Source organism: Pseudomonas sp. KH_017, assembly GCF_057840285.1.
Map to the genome: position 1 here is coordinate 3,116,236 of NZ_CM174509.1, position 22,306 is coordinate 3,138,541.

Below are 22,306 nucleotides of genomic sequence, written 5' to 3' on the forward strand. Positions count from 1 at the left end.
ACGGGATGGTCAGGCGGCGAGGGTGGCTTCGCTGCGGGCAGCAATGCGTACGAGACGCGTGCAGGTACCTGAGAGCGGGGAGACGGCGGCAAGCATGGATGTCTTCACGGTGTATGCCCTTGTTTATTTTTGTTGGGTCTGGCCCGGTTCATGACCAGGCGCTTGAGCCCAGTATATGCATGCAAAAATCAATTAAAAATGCTCATAAAAACCGGTGCGTTGTGCAAAAAAATCATAGGTGTGGCGCGTTGGATGAGGCCACTCGCGCCGTCTGGCGACGCGAGCGGCCCCGTCTGGCGGGGGGATTTACCAGAGCGCCAGGGTATAGCTGAGGATCAGGCGGTTTTCATCCAGGTCGCTGCCGAAATTGGTCGAGCGCACCGTCGCGTTGCGCCACTTCACCCCGACATTTTTCAGCGGTCCGCTCTGCACGACATAGCCGATGTCGGTATCGCGTTCCCATTCCTTGCCTTCCGGGCGATTGCCGCCCAGATCGATATTGTCGCCGGTGAGGTAGCGAGTCATGAAGGTCAGGCCTGGAATGCCAATGGCCGCAAAGTTGTAGTCGTAGCGAGCCTGCCAGGACTTTTCGTCCTTGCTGGCGAAGTCGCTGATCTGCACGAAGTTCACCAGGAACGCATCGGTGCCGTTGACGTAGGCGTAGCCGGTGTCGCCGCTCATGCCTTGGTAACCCAGGCCCAACGCATGCCCGCCGAGGCTGTAGGTGAACATCGCGCCAATCGCATCGTTATCGACATTGCTGCCGCCGTCATCCGTGGAGCGGGCGAAGCGCAGATCGGTCTTCAGCGACTGGCCGGTGGTGACCGGCAACACGTAGGTCAGGTTGACCAGGTGCTGGCTGTAGAAGTTGTCGAGGTGACCGTAGCTGTAGCCGGTGGCGAGGTTGCTGGTCCATTTGTAGTTCAGGCTGGCGAAATCGAAGCTGTCGCTGTCGAGATGACGTGTGGTGATGCCCTTGGCGCCGGTGCGGGTGATGCCCATGTCCTCGTAGTCCGAGGAGTCGCGCTGATTGACTTGCGTCAGTCGCCCGGCATCCACCGTCAGGCCTTCGATTTCCAGCGACGTCAGCTGACCGCCCTCGAAGGTTTGTGGCAGCAGCCGTGAATCGTTGGCCAGTACCGTCGGCAGTTTCGGCAGCAGCGTGCCGAGTTTCAGCGAGCTTTTTGAGGCACGCACTTTGGCCGTCAGGCCCAGTTCGCCGTACTCGTCCTGAGCACCTTTGCTTGTGTCGCGGTGACGTTTGAGCAGGCCGGAGCCTGCGCGATCAGGGCTGGAATCGAGCTTGACGCCGACCAGACCGAGGGCATCGAAACCCACACCGATCAACCCTTCGGTGTATCCCGACTCATAGCGCAGCAGGAAACCCTGCGCCCATTCCTCTTGCCTGGATTGGGGAGCGTTGGTCTGACGATAATCTCGGTTGAAGTAGAAGTTGCGCAGTTCCAGGCTGGCCTTGCTGTCTGCCAGGAAGTCCGCGTGGACTTGGGTGGCAAGGCTGCTGCCTGCCAGGAACAGGGTGAAAAGGGTGGGTTTCATTGCTTGTCTCTTATTGTTATGAGCAGTGTTGTTATAAGCAAGCCGTTCCCGCACTGGCCGGGGCTGGTAGAGGGAAGGCTCGTTGGAGGTACCCAAGCGCCAGGCGACGTAGGGCTGGAGCAAAAAAAGTGCGAAGCTTTGCCCACCAGCGCCGAAGCAAGCCGGTAGCAGCGCTCGCGGGTTTTCGCCCAAGTCCTCTGCAGCTCGCCATGGATGATGGCGACACGCTCAGGGCGAACCAGAGCGGCCCTGTCCAAAAAACCGAGGAGTGTCAGCGGGACCTGAATTGCCGGATTCTTAACGAGTCTGCGTTCGTAGGCTCCAGTAATCATGGACAGGCCTCCCTACTATTTATGGTGAAAAATGGTGAAAGCGCTGACCGGCTCACGAGCCGTGACCAGCGTGTTTTCAATGGACTCGGGATCGGCGTAGCCAAGGCTCATGCCGCACACCAGCATTTGCCCGACTGGAATGCCCAGAACCGCTGAAATGACTTTGTGATATTTGAGAAAGGCGGCTTGCGGGCACGTGTGCAAGCCTCGACCGCGGGCGGCCACCATCACGCTTTGCAGGAACATGCCGTAATCCAGGAGGCTGCCCTGCTCAAGCACTTTGTCCAGCGTAAACAGCAGGCCTACCGGTGCATCGAAGAACCGGTAGTTGCGTCCGTGCTGTTGGTGCATGCGTTGTTTGTCACCCTTGGTGATCCCCAGCAGCCCGTAGAGATCCCAACCCACTTTGCGCCTGCGATCAACGTAGGGGGTGACCCACTCACGCGGGTAGTACTCGTAGGGATCTTGCATATCGCTACTGAGCTGCGGATCGTTGTCGATGGCTTCGATCGCCACCGACAGACGTTCCTTCACGTCGCCGGTGACGACGTGAACGCGCCACGGTTGCATGTTGACCCCCGAGGCACTGAAGCGCGCGATGTCCAGAATCGCTTCGACTTCTTCACGCGCCACGGCAGTCGGCAGGAAGGCTCTGACACTGCGACGTGAGGCGATTGCCCAATCGACGGTGCGCTTTAGTTCTTGCGCTGACAGCGGCGGTAGTGACAAGCGATTCAAGGGACACATCCTTCAACTGATTGGGTCAGACGACTACGATCTGGATTGCGCAATGGCGGTCAGCGAGACAACGCTGGCGCGTTGCTGACCTGTGCGGAGTCCGCCCTTGCCTGGTTTACAAACGTCACCGCCACGGCTCCAATGAGGCCTGCGAGTGCGATCACCATGAAGTTCTGTTCGAGTGGCAAGGCCAGCGAGACGAGCCAGCCGATAAGCACTGGCGCAATGATTGCACCGATGCGGCCGACACCGGATGCAAAGCCTACGCCCGTGGAGCGGATGGAGGTCGGATAGAAATCGCCCGCATACGCGTAAGCAATCAATTGAGTACCTAAGGTTGAGGCGCCAACAATGAAGACGACCACGAACAACAACTCTGTCGAGCGTGTGAAGCCCATCACAGTCAACGCCACCGCGCCTACCAAGTAGAATGAAACCAGTACATATTTGATGTTGAACTTGTCGCTGAGCCATCCGCCGCCGAGCGCCCCTACAATCGCACCTACGTTGAAAACGATGACGAAATTGAGCGCCGAACCCAGGCTGTGGCCTGACATGGCCATCAGTTTGGTCAACCACGAATTGAGCGCGTAGACCATAAACAAACCGGTCATGAAGGCCGCCCAGATCATCACCGTACTGAAACCGCGGCCCTCGCTGAAAAGTCCTTTGATCGGGGCGTCGAGCGAGGCATCGTTCTCGGCAGGATTGCCCGCCAGCACAGTCTGGCTGTCCAATGGACACGCGGGGTCGATCCTTTTAATGATGGAGCGTAGTTCCTGCTGACGGCCCTGCTTGAGCAAGAACGCCATGGACTCCGGCATGGTCTTCAGGATAAACGGGATCAGCAGCACGGGGAGGCCCGCGACGTAAAAGACCGACTGCCATCCGTGGCTCTCGATCAGTTGCTTGCCCGTGAGTGCGACCAGAATGCCGCCCACGGAGTAGCCCGCAAACACCAGGGTCACCAGCCGGGTACGAAGTTTCGCTGGCGAGAACTCGCTCATTTGCGCGGTCACGATCGGCAGGACGCCACCGATTCCCAGCCCGGCGATGAAGCGGGCGATGCTAAAGCTGATCGGGTCGCTGGTGAGCCCCGCAGCCGCTGTGAACAGGCTGAACAACGCGACGCAGATGGCGATCATTTTTGGTCGACCGATGCGGTCGGCTAACGTCCCGAGAAAGATAGCCCCAAGCATCGTTCCCAGCAGCGCCGAGCCTGCCATGATGCCTGCGCTGGTAGGGTCAATTCCCATGTCCTGCATGATGGCGGGCAATGCAGCGCCAACCACGGCGAGGTCGTAGCCGTCGATGACCAATATCAGCACGCACCAGAAAAGAATCAGCCGATGGAAGCTATTGAACTTTGATTCGCCTGCGAGTGCATAGACGTTCACTGGTTGCATAGGGTGTCTCCTTCGATCTTGTTTTTTTTGTGAGTACACATTGGCTTCCGCACTACCAACTGGCGGCGCGTATCGGATGGGGACGAGACGCGCTGTATCGCTAGTCGATCGTTTCCGTCTGATTGACGCATCGTAAGATTTGGAGACGAGATGTCACATGCCCGGAGGCAGCGATCTGATTGACCGGTTTGGGCACTGGCGAGTGCGATAGCGGAATCTGCCCACCCCGAAGCGTGATTGGGTACTGAAAAAAAATGCTCGGTATCAGACGCGTGGGGTGTTGGACTCAAGATGACTCTTTACCCGGAAGGCATGGGCATCAAGTTCGCATTGGATCTCTCAAAAAGCTGATGCCTGGATGCTGCGTAAGAATTCATTGTGGTGATCGAGAAGATTGCTCGTGGGTAGGCCGGCACGCTTTGTTGGAGCTCGACGAGGAGACAGGTGACACCGCTGTGTTGTCCAGATAAGCAATCCTGCCAGTGAACGATCAACCACCACAGTGCCTGTGGGCTAATACCTGAATTTCCGCATACTGCGTCGCTTGCCGAGCAATGCGCAAAACCCAGGACGGCATTGCTGACGACCCCTTTAGGCATTAGGTTACTTATGACCAAGCAGTAGTGAATGGCGAATATGCTTCAACTGGGGCAGAATTCTTGAATGTCATGCATGTTGCGCATAATGAGGACAGACATCTCATAAACAAGTACAGTTTTCAGATCTGCGGTAGACACCTTCACCTCTAAAGTAACCCAGCCCTGATCCTTTTTTCGACGATGGGGCTTTGAGCCGATGACTTTGGTTGAAAGCTTAAGACGACTACCAGGCGTGACGGGGCTGAGCATGACGAAGCCATCGATCCGCCCGCCCACAACAAGGTGAGTCTTTAATAAAAGTACGTCACAAAGCATTCGCTGTGCCATACCCAGGGTGTGTACCCCACTTGCGCAATGCAAGCCTAAGGGACTGTTTAAAGCTTGTTCTGCATCCACGTGCATCTGCAGCGGATCGAATTCGCAAGCAAAGTCGATGATTTCATCATGAGTCACTGCATTCGGGCGCTCTATCTGCCAGGTGCGCCCAAGCGTGAAATCCTCCCAGAATAACAATTTGTCTGGCATGCCTATATCTCGGTACGGATGACTTCAATAGGTTCAGTCAAAATGAATCGGAGACGTAAGGTCGCCATCGAGCCAAAATCGAGTTTTTTGGATTGAGACCCTCGCTCCGAAGCCGATGGTGTTAAAGAAAAATTGGCACATAGCTACCAAGGCATCGCAACGTAACTCTTAAGGTTTATCCTCCCCGCTGGATACGCTGCATTGCAATGTCCAGACACGTCATTCAGGCTGACGATTTTAGGCAGCCAATATTTAAGTGCTTGATCTATATTTCTTTGCCGTTTGTCACCAGATATCTAGGGGCTAGAATGTGATGGGCATAGCGTCGCGCAGATTGTGGGGCTGCTGCCATCCGAACATCGAAAGTCCATATTTTTTGGCCTGGAGTGAAATATGGGAAATTCTGCTCACAAGGGGACGACCTCCATTGGTCTAGTGCGAGAGGCGCTTCACGGCGCTATTCGGCTGGGTGTGGATATTTCGCCAGCTTTGCACCAGGCAGGAATCGATCCAGATCTCTTGGATGCTTCTCAGGCGCGGGTACCTGCAGCATTGTTTTCAAGGTTATGGGTCGCCTTGTCCGACCTTCTTGATGACGAATTCTTTGCCATAGATAGCCACCCGCTTCGTCGGGGCAGTTTCAAGCTCATGTGCCAAATGACGATAGGGTGCGAAACTCTAGAGCAAGCTCTACGCAGGATCCTAGCGTTTCTCCGAGTAGTTTTAGACGACATCCATGGCGAGCTATTGTTCGAGGGTGACGTGGCGGTCATCTTAATAAACGATCATGGCACTGAGCGACGATTATTTTGCTACGGTACTTGGCTCGTCTTAGTGCATGGACTGCTTTGCTGGCTCGGCAACCGGCGGATTCCGATTCTACAATTGACGATGCGCCCCCAACGCCCAGTCGATGACAGTGATTACCGAATGCGATTTTGCGAGAACATCCTTTTTGGCGCCTCGCAGTCGACTGCCCGTATAGACCGAAGCTTTCTAAAACTCAAGGTCACTCAAACGCCAGCAACTCTATCCACCTTTCTAAGAGACTCTCCTGGTACATTTCTTGTGAAATATCGCAATGATGAAAGTATTAGCGCGCAGATACGGCGACGTCTCAAAATTATGCCCCCAGAGGAGTGGCCTGAGCTGGAAAAGCTTGCTCAGATCATGAGCATGTCCAACTCGACCCTACAACGTCGGCTGCAGGCAGAGGGGATAACCTACCAGCGGCTGAAGGACGACCTGCGCCGTGACATCGCTATCAACCTGTTGTGTAACCCAAATTTGACTGTTATCGACGTCGCTGTGCAAACCGGTTTCCAAGAAACAAGCGCGTTCCATAGAGCATTTAAAAAGTGGACGGGTGTCAGCCCTGGGGCATACCGCGGTCCTAAAGCCGACTACGTAGACTGATGACAACGCCCTTACCGTTTACTTCCCCATCAAACCTAAGTCTGCCACTCCTAATGGAGCAGTAACCGCCCTCGGGCGTGGCTTGCGTCGCGGGTTCTGTCTCATCTCCATCAAAACAGTGCCCCCATTTGGGTTACCAGTTCCAACATAATAGGACTGCTCATTGAACACCCCAAACCCACCGCTGCCCTCGATTGCCTGCCTGCATACTCATCCCAGCAACATCGCGGTCTTCGAATCGGCGGCCGCAGACCTAGGGCTGCTGCCTGGTACTCTCCAGCACTACGTCCGTGCCGACTTGTTAGCTGAGGTGGAGCGCGAAGGTTCGCTGACAATTGGGTTACGCGTTGAAACCCGTGCCACACTGTGGGCATTGGCAACGCAAGCACGCGCTGTGGTGTTGACCTGTTCCAGCCTAGGACCTGTGGTTGACGAACTGGAGCCGGGAGGTGCGGTACCGATTGTTAGAGCCGACGCCGCCCTGGCAGCTGCTGCGGTCTGCGGTGGCCAACGGGTAATTGTTTTGTGCGCAGCGCCGTCCACGCTCCAGCCGACCCGGCTGTTATTTGAACGAGCAGCACACGCAAGCGCATCTAATATAGACGTCCGGTTGGTGGAAGGCGCTTGGCCCTTGTTCAAAGCCGGTGACCTACCTGGCTATTTCACTTGCCTTCAACAGGCGTTATCGGCCGTCAGTGGCGATCCCGCGATGGTTATTGTCTTGGCGCAAGCTTCGATGGCGGCCGCCGTGCGCCATATCGATCCGTCGGAGCGCCCCCTGACTAGTCCCACAGTCAGCCTGCAAGCCGTACTCAATCATCTTGCAAAACGACAGTCGATACCAATGCCTAACCGTCGTGGCCTCGGCAGTTAGTTGATGTTGCCGCGTTTCGTTCACTGGCGGCAGGTAACTGCCGTCCCTACCGCGACCAAGGCTCGGGATCTTCGCGCTGGCGAAAATCCCGCTCGATGGCGAGGACACTTGGACAAGCTTTTGCCTCAGCCATTAACTGAGGTGATCGGATAGCGCCCGACTGCGGCAGGGAACAGCAAAGGGTGATTTTTTCCAGAAGGGAACTGTTGGACCTTGGGCTGGGGGCATCCCTTTCAAACCATCCAAAGCATGCCGTCAAATATGCCCCCTAATGTGGCAATCCACTGGAAGTGCATGGATCTCCATAGTCTATGAAAAGGCAGAAATGATCAGCTTGACAGCCTGCCCGACGACGCCTAGAGACTCTCAGGGTCGCCGAAAAACATCTGAATCCGCGACCGCAACCAGCGCTCCCCCGGATCATTATCCTGCGACCCGCGCCAGGCCATATGCAGTTCGAAACTGCGCACCGGCAACGGCGGATCTTCAGCCCGCACACCGCCCGCGGCAGTCAGCGCATCGGCTGTGTAATCCGGCACCGTCGCCACGATGTCAGTTCCGGCGAGCAAGGTGCTCAGCCCGTTGAACTGCGGCACGGCGAGTACCACATGCCGTTTGCGCCCGAGCTTTTCCAGTTCTTCATCGATGAAGCCGCTGAGGTCGCCGGCGAACGACACCAGTGCATGGGGGCGAGCGCAGTAATCATCCAGGCTCAACGGCCCCGGCACGGTGTCGGCGCGCAACAGCTTCGGCTGGCTGCGGCGCAGTACCTTGCGCTTGGCGTTGGCCGGCAGGTCGGTTGTGTAGCTGACACCGATGGATATCTCGCCGGATGCCAGCAACCCCGGCATCAGGATGTAGTTGACCCGGCGCACCACCAGCACAATCCCCGGCGATTCGGCACGCAGGCGCTTGAGCAGCATTGGCAGCAAGGCGAACTCGACGTCGTCCGAAAGGCCGATGCGGAACACGGCGGTACTTGTGGCAGGATCGAACTCGGCCGCACGGCTGACGGCGGTTGAAATCGAATCCAGCGCCGGCGAGAGCAGGGCGAAGATCTCGACCGCCCTGGCGGACGGCTCCATGCTGCGGCCGGTACGCACGAACAAAGGGTCATCGAACAGGCCGCGCAGGCGCGAGAGCGCCGCACTGATGGCGGGCTGGCCGAGGAACAGTTTTTCCGCAGCACGGGTCACGCTGCGTTCGTGCATCAATGTTTCGAAAACGATCAACAGGTTCAGGTCGACACGACGCAGGTCATTACGATTCATCTGGAGTCCTGGCAGAGTCAGCAAGCTTGACGTGGGCGGCCATATGAGAACAATGGCCAGCAGGAATATTACGGGGAAAGGCTGGTACTCTGCACCGGGTAATTCAGTTTTTCCTACATAGGCTGCTTCGGTTTCTTACGACATTTGACGATGTTGCCGCCGCTGCGGAATCAATGACAGGCATGTCGACTATTAATAGCCACAGATAGTGTTGGGTTGAAAGCCCAGCTAGAGTTCAAGGCATTAGAGGTTCATTTGGCGAGGTTTGCGATGTCCCGCACGATCCGTTTTCACAAGTTTGGTCCAGCCGAGGTGCTCAAATGCGAAGAGCATGCGACGGCTCTGCCTGCACCGGGCGAAGTGCAGGTGCGCGTCGAAGCGATCGGCATCAGCTGGTATGACACTCTCTGGCGCCAGAACCTGGCCCCGTCCCATGCCCGTCTGCCTTCAGGCCTGGGCCAGGAGATGGCCGGTATCGTCACCGCTGTCGGTGATGGCGTCGATGACCTGGAAGTGGGTGACAAGGTCGCCAGCTTCCCGGCCCAAAGCCCGAACGACTATCCGGTCTACGGTGAGCTGATCGTTCTGCCACGCTCGGCAGTCACCCGTTATCCGGATGTGCTCAGCCCGATTGAAGCCAGCGTGCACTACACGCCGTTGTTGATCGCCTATTTCGCCTATGCCGATCTGGCTCGGGTCAAACCCGGGCAGTTTGCCCTGGTGACCGACGCCAGTCACTGCGCCGGACCTTCGTTCGTACAACTGGGCAAGGCCTTGGGTGTTCGAGTGATCGCCGCGACCAAGACCGAGGAGGAGCGTGAATACCTGCTGTCGCTGGGTGCCGAGAAAGTGATTGTCACCGAGGAAGAAGATCTGCTGATGCGGATCAACAAAATCACTGACAACCGCGGCGTGGACGTGGTATTCGATGGTTTGGGCGGTCCGCAGATGTCGTTGCTGGGCGATGTGCTGGCACCTCGCGGCAGCTTGGTGCTGTACGGCCTGCAAGGTGGCAACCAGACGCCTTTCCCGGCCTGCGCAGCCTTCCAGAAGAACATTCAGTTTTTCGTGCACTGCATCGGCAACTTCACGGGCAAGCCGGAACTGGGCATCACCCAGGACCAGGCCGCACTGCAACGTGCCTTGCGTGACATCAATCAGTTGACCGCCGACCGCGTTCTGCTGCCGCTCAAGACTCGGGTCTTCCCGTTTGCCGAGTTTGTCGAAGCACACCGCTACATGGACGAATGCCCATGTCGCGAACGGGTCGCGCTGCAGGTCGAACCGGCCTGACACTCACCCAACAGCCCTCCCAAGAGTCCGTGCCCGCACGGACTCTTTCGTTTGAGCCCCCCCCTCCCCAAAAAAAAGCCGTCGACCCGCAGGCCGGTCCAGCAACTGAACTGGTTTTTGCCCGTAATCTGTAGCTTCTAATCAGCCACTAAGCCCTGATAATTGAATGATTACTTTCATCTCAAGGAATGAGTCATGGCTGGGTGTCAGGCTGAAACTTTTCAATGTGCGCCGTCGGTGCAAATCTCCAAATTAGTTTGTTGTTGTTTAGTTGCCAAAACCACAGCGACCACTTCCTTCTTTATTTCTTGTATTAAGTGTCTGTGGGACTTTGTCGGACATTTCCTAGGACTTCGCTTTCAATCGGGAAAACCCCTGCCAGCCGGGCACTACAGCCTTACCTCCGTTGTTAAATCGAGGAGGTGTTGCGATCGTTTCAAATGATTTCAAGAAAATTCAAGTGTTAGCATTTGGCAATAAAGTCCATGACTCCATTCGCCCCGACAGTCCAACGGGATTTGCTGTCTGCGCGATGTTGAACTTACGAGTATCAGGTAAATAAAGATGACCAGCATCCATGACCAAGCGATGAACCATGTCTATCAACAAGTGCTGCAGCGATTGCTGGGTTTTTTCTCCCGTGCCGAACGCACTGCATTGCAATTGTTGATTCAGCGTCTGGCGGTAGCGGCGGGGGGCATGGAGCACATTGGCGATTACAAGGTGTTGGCGATCCAGTCCGGGGCCCGTGACAACTGCTACACCCTGGCACTGTTGCGTGCTGCGCAGTTGACCATTGCCACTCGGTCGCCGGCGACATTCCAGTTGCGCATAGCCTCCTTGCGGTTGAACGGGGCAAACTGCGCGGCCGTGGAAAACATGCACCGGACCAACAGCGCATTGTTTGTCTATGACGATCCACGGGTCGAGGTGTTGATGGTCGATGATCGGGAAGTCTTGCCGTTCAACCACCTGACGCCGATCTCCGACGCCGGTCGCGAGTCCAGTCGCCTGAACCTGCTGCTGATCGGCCATCGACGGGAGTGGCGTGGCGGGTTCGACCTGTGGGATGACGGTTATCTGGCCACGGGAGAGTTCTACGGACAAATCGCCCGCTGGGACGCTGGTGTCGACGCCTTGCTCAGCAGTGACACGCCGCGTCAACAGAAGCAGTTCATCGACGGTTTGAAGCGTGCCGCCACCAAGGCAGGGCTCAAGCCTTCGCCCGCAGGCGAGGCCGGTTATGCGGGGTTGTTTGCATTGCTCGATGAACTGGGCAGCGACTGTTATCACGCGTTCTACGCCGATTACGGCCAGGCCCGGTGGCGTCCGCAAGAGCGTTTTGAGACCTGTCGTCGTACGGCCTGCATCGACATTCACGACCTGCTGGTCAGCAACCTGGAAGAGCGCTGGCCATTGCTGACTGAGTTTCTCCGGTTCCAGCCTGACGAACTGTCCGCGCAGATCAGCGACAATGAATTCGTCAGCCCGTCGATCTCGGCGCACGTCAGGGGGTTGCAGGCGTGCTACATGCAAGGCCGCAATTACGAGTCCGGCATTGCGCAATACCTGCAACGCGCCTTGGTGATGATGCGCCGCAAGCGCTTGCCCGAGCGTTTGTGCGAGCAGGCCATCGAGGTCTTCGGTAACCCGGCGACACTGACCGAGCAGCGCGCCCGAGCGGCGGCCGAAGCGCAAAAGAATCTGGGCCTCAGCGAAGCACAACTGGTGTGCCTGCTTTTTTCTCCTTTCATCGAACAAGGTGCGGGGCTTGAGCGTTTCCTGCGTCAGTGCCATCCCGGCATGCTGGTGGCCATGCCCGAGTTGCATCGGGCCATGCAGGGGCATCCGGTCGCCGAACAGATCATGCAATGGATGACTGATGTCAGCGGATTGCCCGTCAGCCTGATCGGCCAGCTCTACCGCATGGAGTGGACGCCCGCAGGCGATGGCGGGGCGGCTGAAGCAAACAAACGGAGGGCCGCGTCGCAAAATACGCTGGGCGATCCTGATGCTGACAGCACGTTGGCGGATGAATGGTCAGCGGGTCACTGAACGTGGGCGGATTTTCAGCCAGAGCGGTTGGCCTTCGCCCATGAAAGGTCCACGAGAAACGGATTTCGCCTATCAGGCGGTTTATCGATACCTGGTCAGCCTGATCAACGAGTCTGAAGGAGATTCGCGCATTCGCCTGCCGTCGCTGCGGCATCTGGCGGAGCGTCTCAATGTGTCGATCTCGACCATTCAGTACGCCTATTCGCTGCTGGAGAAAGAAGGGCGCGTCTAGTCGGTAGCCAAGTCCGGTTACTACGCGTTGCCAGTGTCCTCAATCAACCTGCAGGACAGCGGCAGCGATCTGCTGGAAGCGGTCTACGTCAATGCCAGGCGTCCGGGGATGCTGGTCTTGAGCGCCGATGAACCGGCGTTGCTGCAGCCGCTCGACAGCCCTTTGTTGTTGCTGGAGCGGGAGTTGCTGCGCCAGTATCCCCGACAGCCGCAGTCGCCTTCGCAACCCTGTGGCGAACTCGAACTGCGCACCGCCCTGGCAGCACGCTACACCACGTCTCCGATGCGTTACTGGCACGCCGATGATGTCTACATCGGCGCCGACCTGCGTGGCGTACTGGAAATCCTGATCGCCGTGCTGGGCTTGAAAGACGCCACGGTGGTGGTCGAATCGCCGTGCGACTGGACGATCCTGCGTTTGCTTCAAGCTGCCTGCGTGCGGGTGATCGAGCTGCCTGTGCAGGCCGATGGCTGCCTGGATCCGGAACGGCTCAACATGCTGCTGGATACCGAGCCGGTAAGGCTGGTGATGCTTTCATCGGCCCTGAACATGCCCCGCGGCAGCCAGGCGCCTGACGAAAACAGGCAGGCCATTGCCCGGCTGTTGGCCGCGCATGACAGTTGGGTGCTGGAGAACGACTGTTATGGCGAACTTGGATTCGACCTGGGTGGCGTGCGCTTTCGCGACTTGCTGGACCCTGAACGGCTGATGGTGTTTTCCACGTTCGAGAAAATCATCGGGCCTGAAGCGCCCTATGGTTATCTGCTTTCAAGGCATTTGAGCGCGGAACTGCAACGGCACTTTCTGCTGCGCTCCTTCCGTCTCTCGCCGATTCGCCAGAAAGCCATCGCCCGTTTGTACAGCAGCGGTCGCATCGACCAACACCTGCTGGTGCTGCGCCGGCTACTCAAGGAGCGCAAGAGTCAAATGACCCTGTTGTTGCAGGAGCGATTGGGGGATGCCTTGCATTTCGTCGAGCCAGAAGGTGGTGCAACGATCTGGGTGCGCTCGTTGCGTCGGGTCAATGTCCGTCGTGTGTTCCAGCGCCTGCTGGCCCACCAGGTGGTCATCGCGCCGGGTGAACTGTTCAGCCTCCAGGGTCTGCACGGACAGCATTTGCGCTTGAGTCATACCTTCGGTGGCGATCACAATCTGGCTGTCGCACTGGGCTTGTTGGGGGATGCGCTGCGTCTGGAATCGATCGAGTGAGTGAGACAAAAAATAACACCCTCGACTCTGTTGGATCGATCCCATCGCCTTGCGGTCAAACTGCCAGTAAACTGCGGCCCAATTCCTGAACCACTCTATTCCAGAGGTTTTGCATGACACTCAGTCCTTTTGCGGGTAAACCGGCACCGGCACAATTGTTGGTCGACATCCCGCGACTGGTAACGGCCTATTACACCGGCCAGCCTGATGCTGCGATTTCGACCCAGCGCGTTGCCTTTGGCACGTCCGGGCACCGGGGCAGCTCGTTCGACTTGAGTTTCAACGAATGGCACGTGCTGGCGATCAGTCAGGCAATTTGCCTGTACCGCGAAGCTCAAGGCATCGATGGCCCGCTGTTTGTCGGCATCGACACCCACGCGCTGTCCACGCCGGCCGGCGCCAGCGCCCTCGAAGTATTGGCGGCCAACGGCGTGACCGTGATGATTGCCGCTGGCGACGAGTACACACCGACACCGGCCATTTCCCATGCGATTCTCTGCTACAACCGCGGTCGCACCAGCGGCCTCGCCGACGGCATTGTCATCACGCCGTCCCACAACCCGCCGCAAAGCGGTGGCTACAAGTACAACCCAACCAACGGTGGTCCGGCCGATACCCACATCACCAAGTGGATCGAAGCCAAGGCCAACGAACTGCTGGCCAACAAGCTCGCAGGCGTCAAGCGCATCAGCTACGAGCAGGCACTGAAGGCCAGCACCACCCATCGTCACGATTACCTCAACACCTATGTCGCCGACCTGATCAACGTGATCGACTTCGACGCCATCCGCGATGCCAAGTTGCGCCTGGGTGTCGATCCGTTGGGTGGAGCGGGGGTGCGCTACTGGTCGGCGATTGCCGAGCATTACCGCCTGGACCTGGACGTGGTGAACAAAGAGGTCGACCCGACCTTCCGCTTCATGACCGTCGACTGGGACGGCCAGATCCGCATGGACCCATCGTCCAGCCACGCCATGCAAGGCCTGATCGGCCTGAAACAACGCTTCGACGTGGCGTTTGCCTGCGATCCGGACCACGACCGCCATGGCATCGTCACGCCGTCCGGTGGATTGCTGGCACCGAACAACTACCTCGCCGTTGCCATCGACTACCTGTTCCAGAACCGTCCGCAATGGCGCGCCGATGCCGCCGTGGGTAAAACCGTGGTCAGCAGCGGCTTGATCGATCGCGTGGCCAAGCGCCTGGGTCGTCGCCTGTACGAAGTGCCGGTCGGTTTCAAATGGTTCGCCGATGGCCTGTTCGATGGATCCCTCGGTTTCGGCGGCGAAGAAAGCGCTGGTGCCTCGTTCCTGCGCAAGGACGGCGGCGTCTGGAGTACTGACAAGGACGGTTTGATTCCGGCCCTGCTGGCCGCCGAGATGACCGCGCGCACCGGCCGCGACCCGAGCCAGGCGTATCGCGCCTTGACCGACGAACTGGGGGAGCCGTTCTCGGTGCGGGTCGACGCCAAGGCCAATCCGGAGCAGAAAGCGCTGTTGAGCAAGTTGTCGCCGCAACAGGTCACCTCGACCCAATTGGCCGGCGAGCCGATCCAGAGCATCCTCAGCCACGCACCGGGCAATGACCAGGCCATCGGCGGCCTCAAGGTCATGACCGAGAACGGCTGGTTCGCGGCGCGTCCGTCGGGCACGGAAGACATCTACAAGATCTACGCCGAAAGCTTTGTCAGCGACGACCACCTCAAGCAACTGGTGGCCGAGGCGCAAACGCTGGTCGATGGTGCCATTTCCGCGAAGTAAACACACAACCCTGTGGGAGCGGGCTTGGTCCGGGCGGCGTTCCGACGAAGGCGGTATCAGCTTCAACATCAATGTTGACTGAAACACCGCTTTCGCGAGCAAGCCCGCTCCCACAAAGGGCTCGCTACAGCAACTAAAAAAGGGGTGACCAATACGGTCGCCCCTTTTTTTTGGATTGCACTCAGAAGATCAAGCCAGGTCCACCAGAACGATCTCGCTGTCCTCAATGGCCGTCACCCGCAGCACATGCTCATTGGCAACCGCGACACCATCTCGAGCTTGTGCACGCAAGCCATTGACTTCAATGACCCCGGTGGCCGGCACCAGGTACGCACGACGGCCCTTGTCCAGCGGATATTCGGCAGACTCGCCGGCCTTCAGGTTGGCCGCTACCAGCCGGGCATCGGCGCGGATGCGCAGGCTCTGATCGTCGCCTTCCTTGCCGCTGGCCAGGGTGACGAAACCTTCGCGGTTGCCTTTCGGGAACGGCTTGGCGCCCCAGGACGGCGCCAGGCCGGACTCGTTCGGGATGATCCAGATCTGGAAAATCCTGGTCGGTGTCGCTTCCAGGTTGTATTCGCTGTGGGCGATCCCGGTGCCGGCACTCATGACCTGGACGTCACCGGCTTCGGTGCGGCCCTTGTTGCCAAGGTTGTCCTGGTGGGTAATGGCGCCTTCGCGGACATAGGTGATGATTTCCATGTCGCGGTGCGGGTGTTGCGGGAAACCGGTGCCCGGGGCGATCACGTCGTCGTTCCAGACCCGCAGGTTGCCCCAGTTCATGCGCTTGGGATCGTAGTACTCAGCGAACGAAAAATGGTGGTGAGCATCCAACCAGCCGTGGTGAGCGCCGCCGAGCGAGTTGAAAGGTCTGAGTTCAAGCATGATCGTCTCCAGAAAAGGTTCGTCATGGGGCCAGGTGCCAGAGCCACGAAGCGAGACCGGTGAGTGATGACGGCCATCATCCAATAGGCAACAATCGATAAAAAGCGTAAAAAATGCAGCATTCCCATCGAATGGATTGATATAAAACGAACTCGAAAGTTTCTCATCCAGCTTTCACTTCATCGCATAAGCCAATGAGTCATAAGCAATTCACTAGAACTCAAGGGCAAATGCAGACACCATAGCGCTCAACAGCCTCACACCCTGGAGTCAGTCCGCGTGCCGCAACACACCCCCGATCTTCCGCCTGAACTTCGCCCCCTGGCCGAGATGCCGCTGATCAAGCGATTGCTCGCCCGATTCTTCGGCTACAGCCTGACCCGCCTGCACGCACAGCATCGTGCGTCGTGGTTGCATGGCCAGGCCGACGGTTTTCGCAGCGGTCACAGCGCCGGGGTCGATTACGGCTACAAGGAAGGCAAGCTCGAAGGGCTGGAGGAGGGTCGGCAGGTCCTGCTGATCCGCGACTCGCGCTGCACTGAACACCGACCGCCGAATGTCGATGACCTGCTGTTCGACGATTGGCGCCTGCCATTGAGCGCCGAGTTGAAGAAGCGCATGAAGGCCGATGTCGCCCGGTTGTTGCCGGCCCATGCCCAACCCAGCGCCGCACAGTGGAAAATGATCTTCAGCGACACCCCGTCCACCTCGGTGATCGCGGGTGCCGGTGCAGGCAAATCCACCACCCTGGTGCTGCGTATCTTGCTGTTGACCCATTACCTGGGCTTCGAACTGAGTTCGATGACGGTGGTGACCTTCACCCGTGAGTCGCGCAAGGACTTCATCAACAAGCTGATCGAACTGTTTGCGCTCTGGGGCCGCGCGATCAGTTTCAAGGAGGCGCGGGATCTGGTGCGCACCTTTCACTCGCGGATCCTGCCGATGGTGCGCAGCCTTCCGGGTTTCGAGCGCCTGCAGGCTTTTGAGAACCTCAGCCTGCGGGCTGCACAGGGTGATGAGGAGGTCGACAGCAATCCGTTCGATCTGCGCATCAACGACGCTCAACGTCAGCAGCTCAACGCCTGCTATCACCGACTGCACAGTGACGATGAGCGCTTTCGCGAGCTGATCAAGCCATTGTCCCGGCATGCCCTGCAACTCAAGGAGCTGGAGCGCGATCACCCGGATGTGCAGAAACGCATGGGCGTTACCGAGCTGGCGGCCAAACGCGATGAAGAACTGTGCGACGCCATCGAGGACCTGTGGTTTCGCGCCGGTGCCTGGCCCATCGAGGGCATCGAACCGAATCGCCAGGCGTTCGATATCAATGGCTCGACATTCCATTGCCACGGCTACATCCCGTCCCTGGATGCCTGGGTGGTGCTGGGGTTCGATTCTCGGGAAAACCCGCAGGTCACGCGACCGAACGCCAAGCTGACGGTGCGTGCAGAGTGGGCAGTAAAGCGCACCCTGTTTCAAGCTTTCTGTCGTAAGCCTTTGATATGGCTAGATAGTTACGAATCATCAAAACGTGTCCTGGCCTCGCTCGCCGGCGATGCCAGCGCCGGGCCTGGCTTCGATTACAAGGTCAAGGGCGAGCTCGCTTCCGCGCCGCTGCTCGATTGCTTTGTCGCCGCCGCCGGGTTCATCGAAAACCTCGGGCTGGACGTGCCGGGCGCGGTAGGCCAGATGAGTTTCGCCAAGGACGATCCCGATCGGTTCTTCTTCGAAGCCTTGAGTCTGTACTGGCGGGCACTGGAAGATCACTTGTTGGATCAGAAGCCGCCGATCATGACCTACAACCGGATGTTCGCCCTGTTCAGCGAACATTCGCCGGAGAACCTCAAGCTGCTCAGCGATGAGTTGCTGCGGCCGCTGTCACACCTGATGATCGACGAATTCCAGGATGTCTCGCCGCAGATCGTCTCCTGGATCAGGGCCAGCCTGGCAGAGATCCGCAGTCGCGGGCCGGCCATGCACGTCGGGCGCGGCGCCCAGCGTTCCTCGCTGCTGTGTGTGGGCGATGACTGGCAGTCCATCTATGGGTGGCGCGGCAGTTCGCCGACCTACTTCATGGAATTCAACAAGGAGTTCCCGTCGCCGAGCACCACCAAGGTCATGCTCAGCGACAACTACCGCAGCCACCAGCACATCATCGATGCCGCCGAGCACATCGTGCGCGCAGCACCGGCGATTGCCGGGAAGAAAGCCAAGGCCAGCGGTGAGCCCAAGGCATTGCTGCCGGTGAACGTCCTCGATCGAGATGACCAGGGCATGGCCCAGCGCCTGATGGAGCATTACCGAAAGGGCGATTCGATCTTGATGCTCTATAGAAAAAGTAGCGATAAGTTATTGATAGAAGAGCATATTCAGTCTGTAGTTAATGTTGATTCGAGCTTGCCGTATGAAGCTCGCAGGCTCAAGCAACTGACGTATCACAGTGCCAAGGGCCTCCAGGCCGATGCGGTGTTTTTGCTGGGCGACTGCCAGCACCTGACCAGTTCACCTTACAAGAATCAGGTTTACCGGATGGCGGGCCTGGGTAAGGCCGGTGACAGTGAGGCCTACGACAACGCCCAGAAGGACGAGATCCTGCGGCTGGCCTACGTGGGTATTACCCGCGCCGTCAGCCATTGCTACTGGTACGTCGAAGCCCAAGACACTCAGGCTGCGAACATGCCCAAGGCCTCCGACCGGATCGGCAAGGGCAAGGCGTTCTTTGTCGACCATCGTGGAAGCCAAATCACCGTCTGACTTCTGAATCGAGACTTTGTAGGAGCGAGCTTGCTCGCGATGGTCGTTAACGATAACGCGTATTTACTGGTTAAACGCGGCGCTCTTGAGTCCATCGCGAGCAAGCTCGCTCCTACAGGGAACAGCGCTCAACAAAAAGCCCACTTTAAGTGGGCTTTTTAATAACTGAGCCTTCAGGCATAACTCCTGAGGGCTTGTGGTGGTACGAAGGTTTCAAGCTCATCCTCCACCGCTTCGATTATTCGCTCTACATCCGCGGCATTCATGACGGTGGCGCACGGAATACCGGCAATGGCGATCATGGTCTCGCCAGTGGCACGATCAAAAAGACGGGCAATCATGCTGCCCGGGGCGTCCATGCTCGCCTCGAAACCCATGGGATGAAAATGCCAGCGCATCAGCTGGCAGGCGTTTGGAAACGTGACCTTACTGAACCCTCTATTCATGTGTAACCCGCCTTCATTTTCGAGCGCTTCCTTTAGCTCATGGTAGGAGGGAAGAACCTTCATTGGTTCAACCAGTGACAGTGTTTAAAAGTAGCAGCCGGATGTGAAAATAATGTGGAGTTTTCAGGCCGTTTGGCGATTGCCGCCATTTTTTTGATTCAGCTCACGCTTATCGGCAACTTGCGCGCACCTGCCCTCATCGGTTTAGTCGTTGAAGACAAAGCCGAAGTTGGGCAAGCTCGGTGTTTTCCCGTCGAGATGTTCAATGCACGCCGATGATGATGGCCCGCTGCAAACCCAGGCCACGGGCGCGACGGTCATGCGCTATCACTTGCGCTGGAAGCACCGGGACCTGGATGGCGTCATGGCGCTCTATCACCCTGAAGTCCAGTACAACGACTTTTTCCAGAACCGGGTCATGGGCCTGGCCGAGTTGCGCGAGTACGTGCGCAGCAGCATGCCCCGGGATCCGGATGAAGCGCTGGAGCATTCCGACCGTATTCGACTGGACGGCAATACCGCGTTCATTCAGTACCGCATCACCTTGCGCGGCGGTGAAAGGTTGGTGTCGTTTCGCGCCAGCGAAGCGATCACCGTCAAGGACGGGCTGATCTGGCGGGTCAATGAATATGCGTCATTGGTGCACGAACAACCCGGCAGCAAAACGTCCGGCAACCAGCGCCCGGCGGTCAGCCGGCTCGGCCTGTCGCCGCGCCAATTGAGCTTCATGGCCGATGACCTGCAGCAGTATTTCCAGGGTCAACAGCCTTATCTGGACCCGGAGCTCGATCTGCAACGAGTGGCGAAGGAGTGTGGCTACAGCCGCAACCAGATTTCCTACCTGTTGAACCAGGTGCTGGGCCAGAGCTTCTACCGCTACGTCAACCAGGCACGCCTGCAACATTTGCTTGCAGCGCTGGATGCCGCCACACCGCCACTGCGCATCGATGAGCTGGCCTTCGCTGCCGGATTCAATTCGCTGTCGGCGTTCTACAGCTGTTTCCGCCAGCACACCGGTCAGTCCCCCAAGGCCTACGTCAAACAAATTTCTTTGCGTGCACGCGCGCAAGACAGCGCCTGAGCCCACGCACTAGGATCGACGCCATCGAAGTTTGAGTGGCGGAGTCTTGCATGCCGGCGTGGCGCACTATCAGTTTGTGGATGGACCAGCTCGACGAGCCGCTATTGGCGCGTCCGGCACTGGAGCGGGACCTGGATGTCGACGTGGCGATCATCGGCGCGGGCTACACCGGGCTCTGGACCGCGTACTACCTTAAACAGCACAAACCTGACCTGAACATCGCCATCGTCGAAGCGCAAACTGCCGGTTTCGGCGCGTCGGGGCGCAATGGCGGCTGGCTGATGGGCAATTTGCTGGGCGAAGATCGCCTGTTGGCCGGTCTGTCGGCCGAAGAGCGCCGCGCCTCCTACGCTTTGTTGCACAGCATTCCGGATGAAGTGAAGATTGTCCTCGAACGTGAGGGGATCGACTGCGATTACCGTAAAGGCGGAGTGCTGTATTGCGCCGCGCGCTATCCGGAGCAGGAGGCCAGCCTGCGTCACTACCTGGACGATCTCCACCGCCAGGGCCTCAACGACAGCCACTATCGCTGGCTGACCCCGGAGCAACTGGCGCAACAGATTCGCGTCGCCAAACCCTACGGCGGCATCTACGCGCCGCACGTGGCGACCATCCACCCGGCCAGACTGGTACGGGGGCTGGCCCGGGTGGTGGAGCGCCTGGGCGTCAGAATCTACGAAAACAGCCCGGTCACCCATTGGCAGTCCGGCGGCCTGCGCACGGCGAATGCGTCGGTGCGCAGTCGCTGGGTGGTGCCGGCGGTAGAAGGCTATTCCGTCACGTTGCCGCCATTGGGGCGTTATCAGATGCCGGTGCAGAGCCTGATCGTCGCGACCGAGCCCTTGTCGGCGGCCACCTGGGACGAAATCGGCCTGAGCCGCGGCCAAGCGTTCAGTGAAGCCAGTCGCCAGGTCACCTACGGTCAGCGCACCGCTGACAACCGATTGATCTTCGGCGCCCGGGGCGGCTACCAGTTCGCCGGCAAGCTGCGCCACGACTTCGACCTGACCACTGACGAAATACAGCTGCGGCGCTATCTGTTCGGCGAACTGTTCCCGCAGTTGAAGAACGTGCAGATCACCCATTCCTGGGGCGGCAACCTGGGCATGTCCCGGCATTTCCAGCCGCACATGCTTTGCGACCGGGCCAACGGCATTGCCCTGTCGGGCGGCTATGGCGGGGAGGGTGTTGGCGCCAGCAACCTGGGGGGCCGCACGCTGGCCGACCTGATCCTGGGGCGCGATACCGAACTGGTGCGCCAGCCGTGGGTCATCCCGCAGCGCGGCCTCGACGCACTGCGGGCCTGGGAGCCGGAGCCGATCCGCTGGCTCGGCTACAACGCGATCATCCGCAGCTTTGTCCATGAGGACCAGACCCTGGCCAACCCGGCCACTGCGCCCTGGCGGCGCAAGCTGGCCAGCGGGGTGGCCGGTTTCATGGAAGGTTTCATGCACTAAACGGCGCGCTCTTCATCTACAGGCTACATCGACAGGTATTCCCATGAGCATCACGCAATTCAAGAACACCGCAACCCTGAAACTGGACGAATCCAATCCGGTCGCCGTGCCCCTGGGTAGCCTAGTGGCCGTGGCGTCGACCACCAGCGTCGAACGCGACGACGGCGTCGAGACCGGCGTCTGGGAATGCACCCCGGGGCGCTGGCGCCGGCAGATCGTCGCCCAGGAATTCTGTCACTTCATCCAGGGCCGCTGCACCTTCACCCCGGACGGCGGTGAGCCGCTGCACATAGAAGCCGGCGACGCACTGATGTTGCCGGCCAACAGCCTCGGTATCTGGGACATCCAGGAAACCGTGCGCAAGACCTACGTTCTGATTTTTTGAATTTTCAATTCTTTGAAATTTGAAAGCTGAT

The 22,306-nt window shown here is 58.5% G+C and carries 16 protein-coding genes and 1 pseudogene; 10 read left to right on the forward strand and 7 right to left on the reverse strand.

Going from position 1 to position 22,306, the window contains the following annotated elements:
- Positions 1–306: 306 nt before the first annotated feature.
- The 4 genes from AC3IT6_RS14220 to AC3IT6_RS14235 all read right to left on the reverse strand — a co-directional run bounded on the left by AC3IT6_RS14220 (position 307) and on the right by AC3IT6_RS14235 (position 5,157).
- Positions 307–1,557, reverse strand: coding sequence for an OprD family porin (locus AC3IT6_RS14220; RefSeq protein WP_489356374.1), 1,251 nt, complete (start codon positions 1,555–1,557; stop codon positions 307–309).
- Positions 1,558–1,904: 347 nt separating this feature from the next.
- Entirely contained in the window at positions 1,905–2,627 is a 723-nt protein-coding gene (locus AC3IT6_RS14225; protein WP_489356376.1) for a nitroreductase, read from the reverse strand.
- A gap of 59 nt (positions 2,628–2,686) precedes the next feature.
- Positions 2,687–4,033 (reverse strand): MFS transporter, encoded by a 1,347-nt coding sequence (locus AC3IT6_RS14230; RefSeq protein ID WP_489356378.1) that lies wholly within the window; start codon positions 4,031–4,033, stop codon positions 2,687–2,689.
- Between the two features lie 641 nt (positions 4,034–4,674).
- Positions 4,675–5,157 carry a MaoC/PaaZ C-terminal domain-containing protein gene (locus AC3IT6_RS14235; protein WP_489356380.1) on the reverse strand — a complete coding sequence of 161 codons (483 nt, stop codon included), beginning with the start codon at positions 5,155–5,157 and terminating at the stop codon, positions 4,675–4,677.
- A gap of 393 nt (positions 5,158–5,550) precedes the next feature.
- Between AC3IT6_RS14235 and AC3IT6_RS14240 the strand changes: the two genes are divergently transcribed.
- Positions 5,551–6,573 (forward strand): AraC family transcriptional regulator, encoded by a 1,023-nt coding sequence (locus AC3IT6_RS14240; RefSeq protein ID WP_489356382.1) that lies wholly within the window; start codon positions 5,551–5,553, stop codon positions 6,571–6,573.
- A gap of 424 nt (positions 6,574–6,997) precedes the next feature.
- Positions 6,998–7,447, forward strand: coding sequence for a hypothetical protein (locus AC3IT6_RS14245; protein WP_489356556.1), 450 nt, complete (start codon positions 6,998–7,000; stop codon positions 7,445–7,447).
- Positions 7,448–7,803: 356 nt separating this feature from the next.
- On the opposite strand, the gene AC3IT6_RS14250 is transcribed toward AC3IT6_RS14245, so the two are convergent.
- Complete coding sequence (locus AC3IT6_RS14250; protein WP_008053644.1) at positions 7,804–8,718, reverse strand: LysR family transcriptional regulator; 915 nt, start codon at positions 8,716–8,718, stop codon at positions 7,804–7,806.
- Between the two features lie 270 nt (positions 8,719–8,988).
- On the opposite strand from AC3IT6_RS14250, the gene AC3IT6_RS14255 reads away from it, so the two are divergent.
- From AC3IT6_RS14255 to pgm, 4 genes and pseudogenes are all read left to right on the forward strand, one after another.
- Positions 8,989–10,011, forward strand: coding sequence for a zinc-dependent alcohol dehydrogenase family protein (locus tag AC3IT6_RS14255; RefSeq protein WP_489356385.1), 1,023 nt, complete (start codon positions 8,989–8,991; stop codon positions 10,009–10,011).
- Positions 10,012–10,575: 564 nt separating this feature from the next.
- Positions 10,576–12,066 carry a hypothetical protein gene (locus tag AC3IT6_RS14260; protein WP_489356387.1) on the forward strand — a complete coding sequence of 497 codons (1,491 nt, stop codon included), beginning with the start codon at positions 10,576–10,578 and terminating at the stop codon, positions 12,064–12,066.
- A gap of 40 nt (positions 12,067–12,106) precedes the next feature.
- Positions 12,107–13,507, forward strand: a pseudogene (locus AC3IT6_RS14265) (aminotransferase-like domain-containing protein).
- A 113-nt stretch (positions 13,508–13,620) separates the two neighbouring features.
- On the forward strand, positions 13,621–15,267 hold the full coding sequence (gene pgm, locus AC3IT6_RS14270; protein ID WP_489356389.1) for a phosphoglucomutase (alpha-D-glucose-1,6-bisphosphate-dependent): 1,647 nt from the start codon (positions 13,621–13,623) through the stop codon (positions 15,265–15,267).
- 189 nt (positions 15,268–15,456) lie between these two features.
- Here pgm and AC3IT6_RS14275 read toward each other — a convergent pair whose 3' ends face one another.
- Positions 15,457–16,152 carry a pirin family protein gene (locus tag AC3IT6_RS14275; protein ID WP_489356391.1) on the reverse strand — a complete coding sequence of 232 codons (696 nt, stop codon included), beginning with the start codon at positions 16,150–16,152 and terminating at the stop codon, positions 15,457–15,459.
- A 279-nt stretch (positions 16,153–16,431) separates the two neighbouring features.
- Between AC3IT6_RS14275 and AC3IT6_RS14280 the strand changes: the two genes are divergently transcribed.
- Positions 16,432–18,906 carry a UvrD-helicase domain-containing protein gene (locus AC3IT6_RS14280; protein WP_489356393.1) on the forward strand — a complete coding sequence of 825 codons (2,475 nt, stop codon included), beginning with the start codon at positions 16,432–16,434 and terminating at the stop codon, positions 18,904–18,906.
- 173 nt (positions 18,907–19,079) lie between these two features.
- On the opposite strand, the gene AC3IT6_RS14285 is transcribed toward AC3IT6_RS14280, so the two are convergent.
- On the reverse strand, positions 19,080–19,352 hold the full coding sequence (locus tag AC3IT6_RS14285) for a DUF1652 domain-containing protein (RefSeq protein WP_489356558.1): 273 nt from the start codon (positions 19,350–19,352) through the stop codon (positions 19,080–19,082).
- Between the two features lie 265 nt (positions 19,353–19,617).
- Here AC3IT6_RS14285 and AC3IT6_RS14290 point away from each other — a divergent pair, with 265 nt between their 5' ends.
- From AC3IT6_RS14290 to AC3IT6_RS14300, 3 genes are read left to right on the forward strand one after another with little or no spacing between them, the layout of a single operon-like run.
- Positions 19,618–20,433 (forward strand): helix-turn-helix transcriptional regulator, encoded by an 816-nt coding sequence (locus tag AC3IT6_RS14290; RefSeq protein ID WP_489356395.1) that lies wholly within the window; start codon positions 19,618–19,620, stop codon positions 20,431–20,433.
- A gap of 50 nt (positions 20,434–20,483) precedes the next feature.
- Positions 20,484–21,890, forward strand: coding sequence for an NAD(P)/FAD-dependent oxidoreductase (locus AC3IT6_RS14295; protein WP_489356397.1), 1,407 nt, complete (start codon positions 20,484–20,486; stop codon positions 21,888–21,890).
- Between the two features lie 43 nt (positions 21,891–21,933).
- Positions 21,934–22,275: a cupin domain-containing protein gene (locus tag AC3IT6_RS14300; RefSeq protein WP_489356399.1), complete on the forward strand. Its 342-nt coding sequence runs from the start codon at positions 21,934–21,936 to the stop codon at positions 22,273–22,275.
- The last annotated feature ends 31 nt before the right edge of the window (positions 22,276–22,306 follow it).

Excerpts from the sequence above, each read along its gene's own strand:
- AC3IT6_RS14235 (WP_489356380.1), bottom strand. The coding sequence starts at position 5,157 with ATGCCAGACAAATTGTTATTCTGGGAGGATTTCACGCTTGGGCGCACC.
- AC3IT6_RS14260 (WP_489356387.1), top strand. The coding sequence starts at position 10,576 with ATGACCAGCATCCATGACCAAGCGATGAACCATGTCTATCAACAAGTG.
- AC3IT6_RS14295 (WP_489356397.1), top strand. The coding sequence starts at position 20,484 with ATGCCGGCGTGGCGCACTATCAGTTTGTGGATGGACCAGCTCGACGAG.
- AC3IT6_RS14230 (WP_489356378.1), bottom strand. The coding sequence starts at position 4,033 with ATGCAACCAGTGAACGTCTATGCACTCGCAGGCGAATCAAAGTTCAAT.
- pgm (WP_489356389.1), top strand. The coding sequence starts at position 13,621 with ATGACACTCAGTCCTTTTGCGGGTAAACCGGCACCGGCACAATTGTTG.
- AC3IT6_RS14290 (WP_489356395.1), top strand. The coding sequence starts at position 19,618 with ATGCACGCCGATGATGATGGCCCGCTGCAAACCCAGGCCACGGGCGCG.
- AC3IT6_RS14300 (WP_489356399.1), top strand. The coding sequence starts at position 21,934 with ATGAGCATCACGCAATTCAAGAACACCGCAACCCTGAAACTGGACGAA.
- AC3IT6_RS14255 (WP_489356385.1), top strand. The coding sequence starts at position 8,989 with ATGTCCCGCACGATCCGTTTTCACAAGTTTGGTCCAGCCGAGGTGCTC.
- AC3IT6_RS14285 (WP_489356558.1), bottom strand. The coding sequence starts at position 19,352 with ATGAATAGAGGGTTCAGTAAGGTCACGTTTCCAAACGCCTGCCAGCTG.
- AC3IT6_RS14220 (WP_489356374.1), bottom strand. The coding sequence starts at position 1,557 with ATGAAACCCACCCTTTTCACCCTGTTCCTGGCAGGCAGCAGCCTTGCC.
- AC3IT6_RS14240 (WP_489356382.1), top strand. The coding sequence starts at position 5,551 with ATGGGAAATTCTGCTCACAAGGGGACGACCTCCATTGGTCTAGTGCGA.
- AC3IT6_RS14275 (WP_489356391.1), bottom strand. The coding sequence starts at position 16,152 with ATGCTTGAACTCAGACCTTTCAACTCGCTCGGCGGCGCTCACCACGGC.
- AC3IT6_RS14250 (WP_008053644.1), bottom strand. The coding sequence starts at position 8,718 with ATGAATCGTAATGACCTGCGTCGTGTCGACCTGAACCTGTTGATCGTT.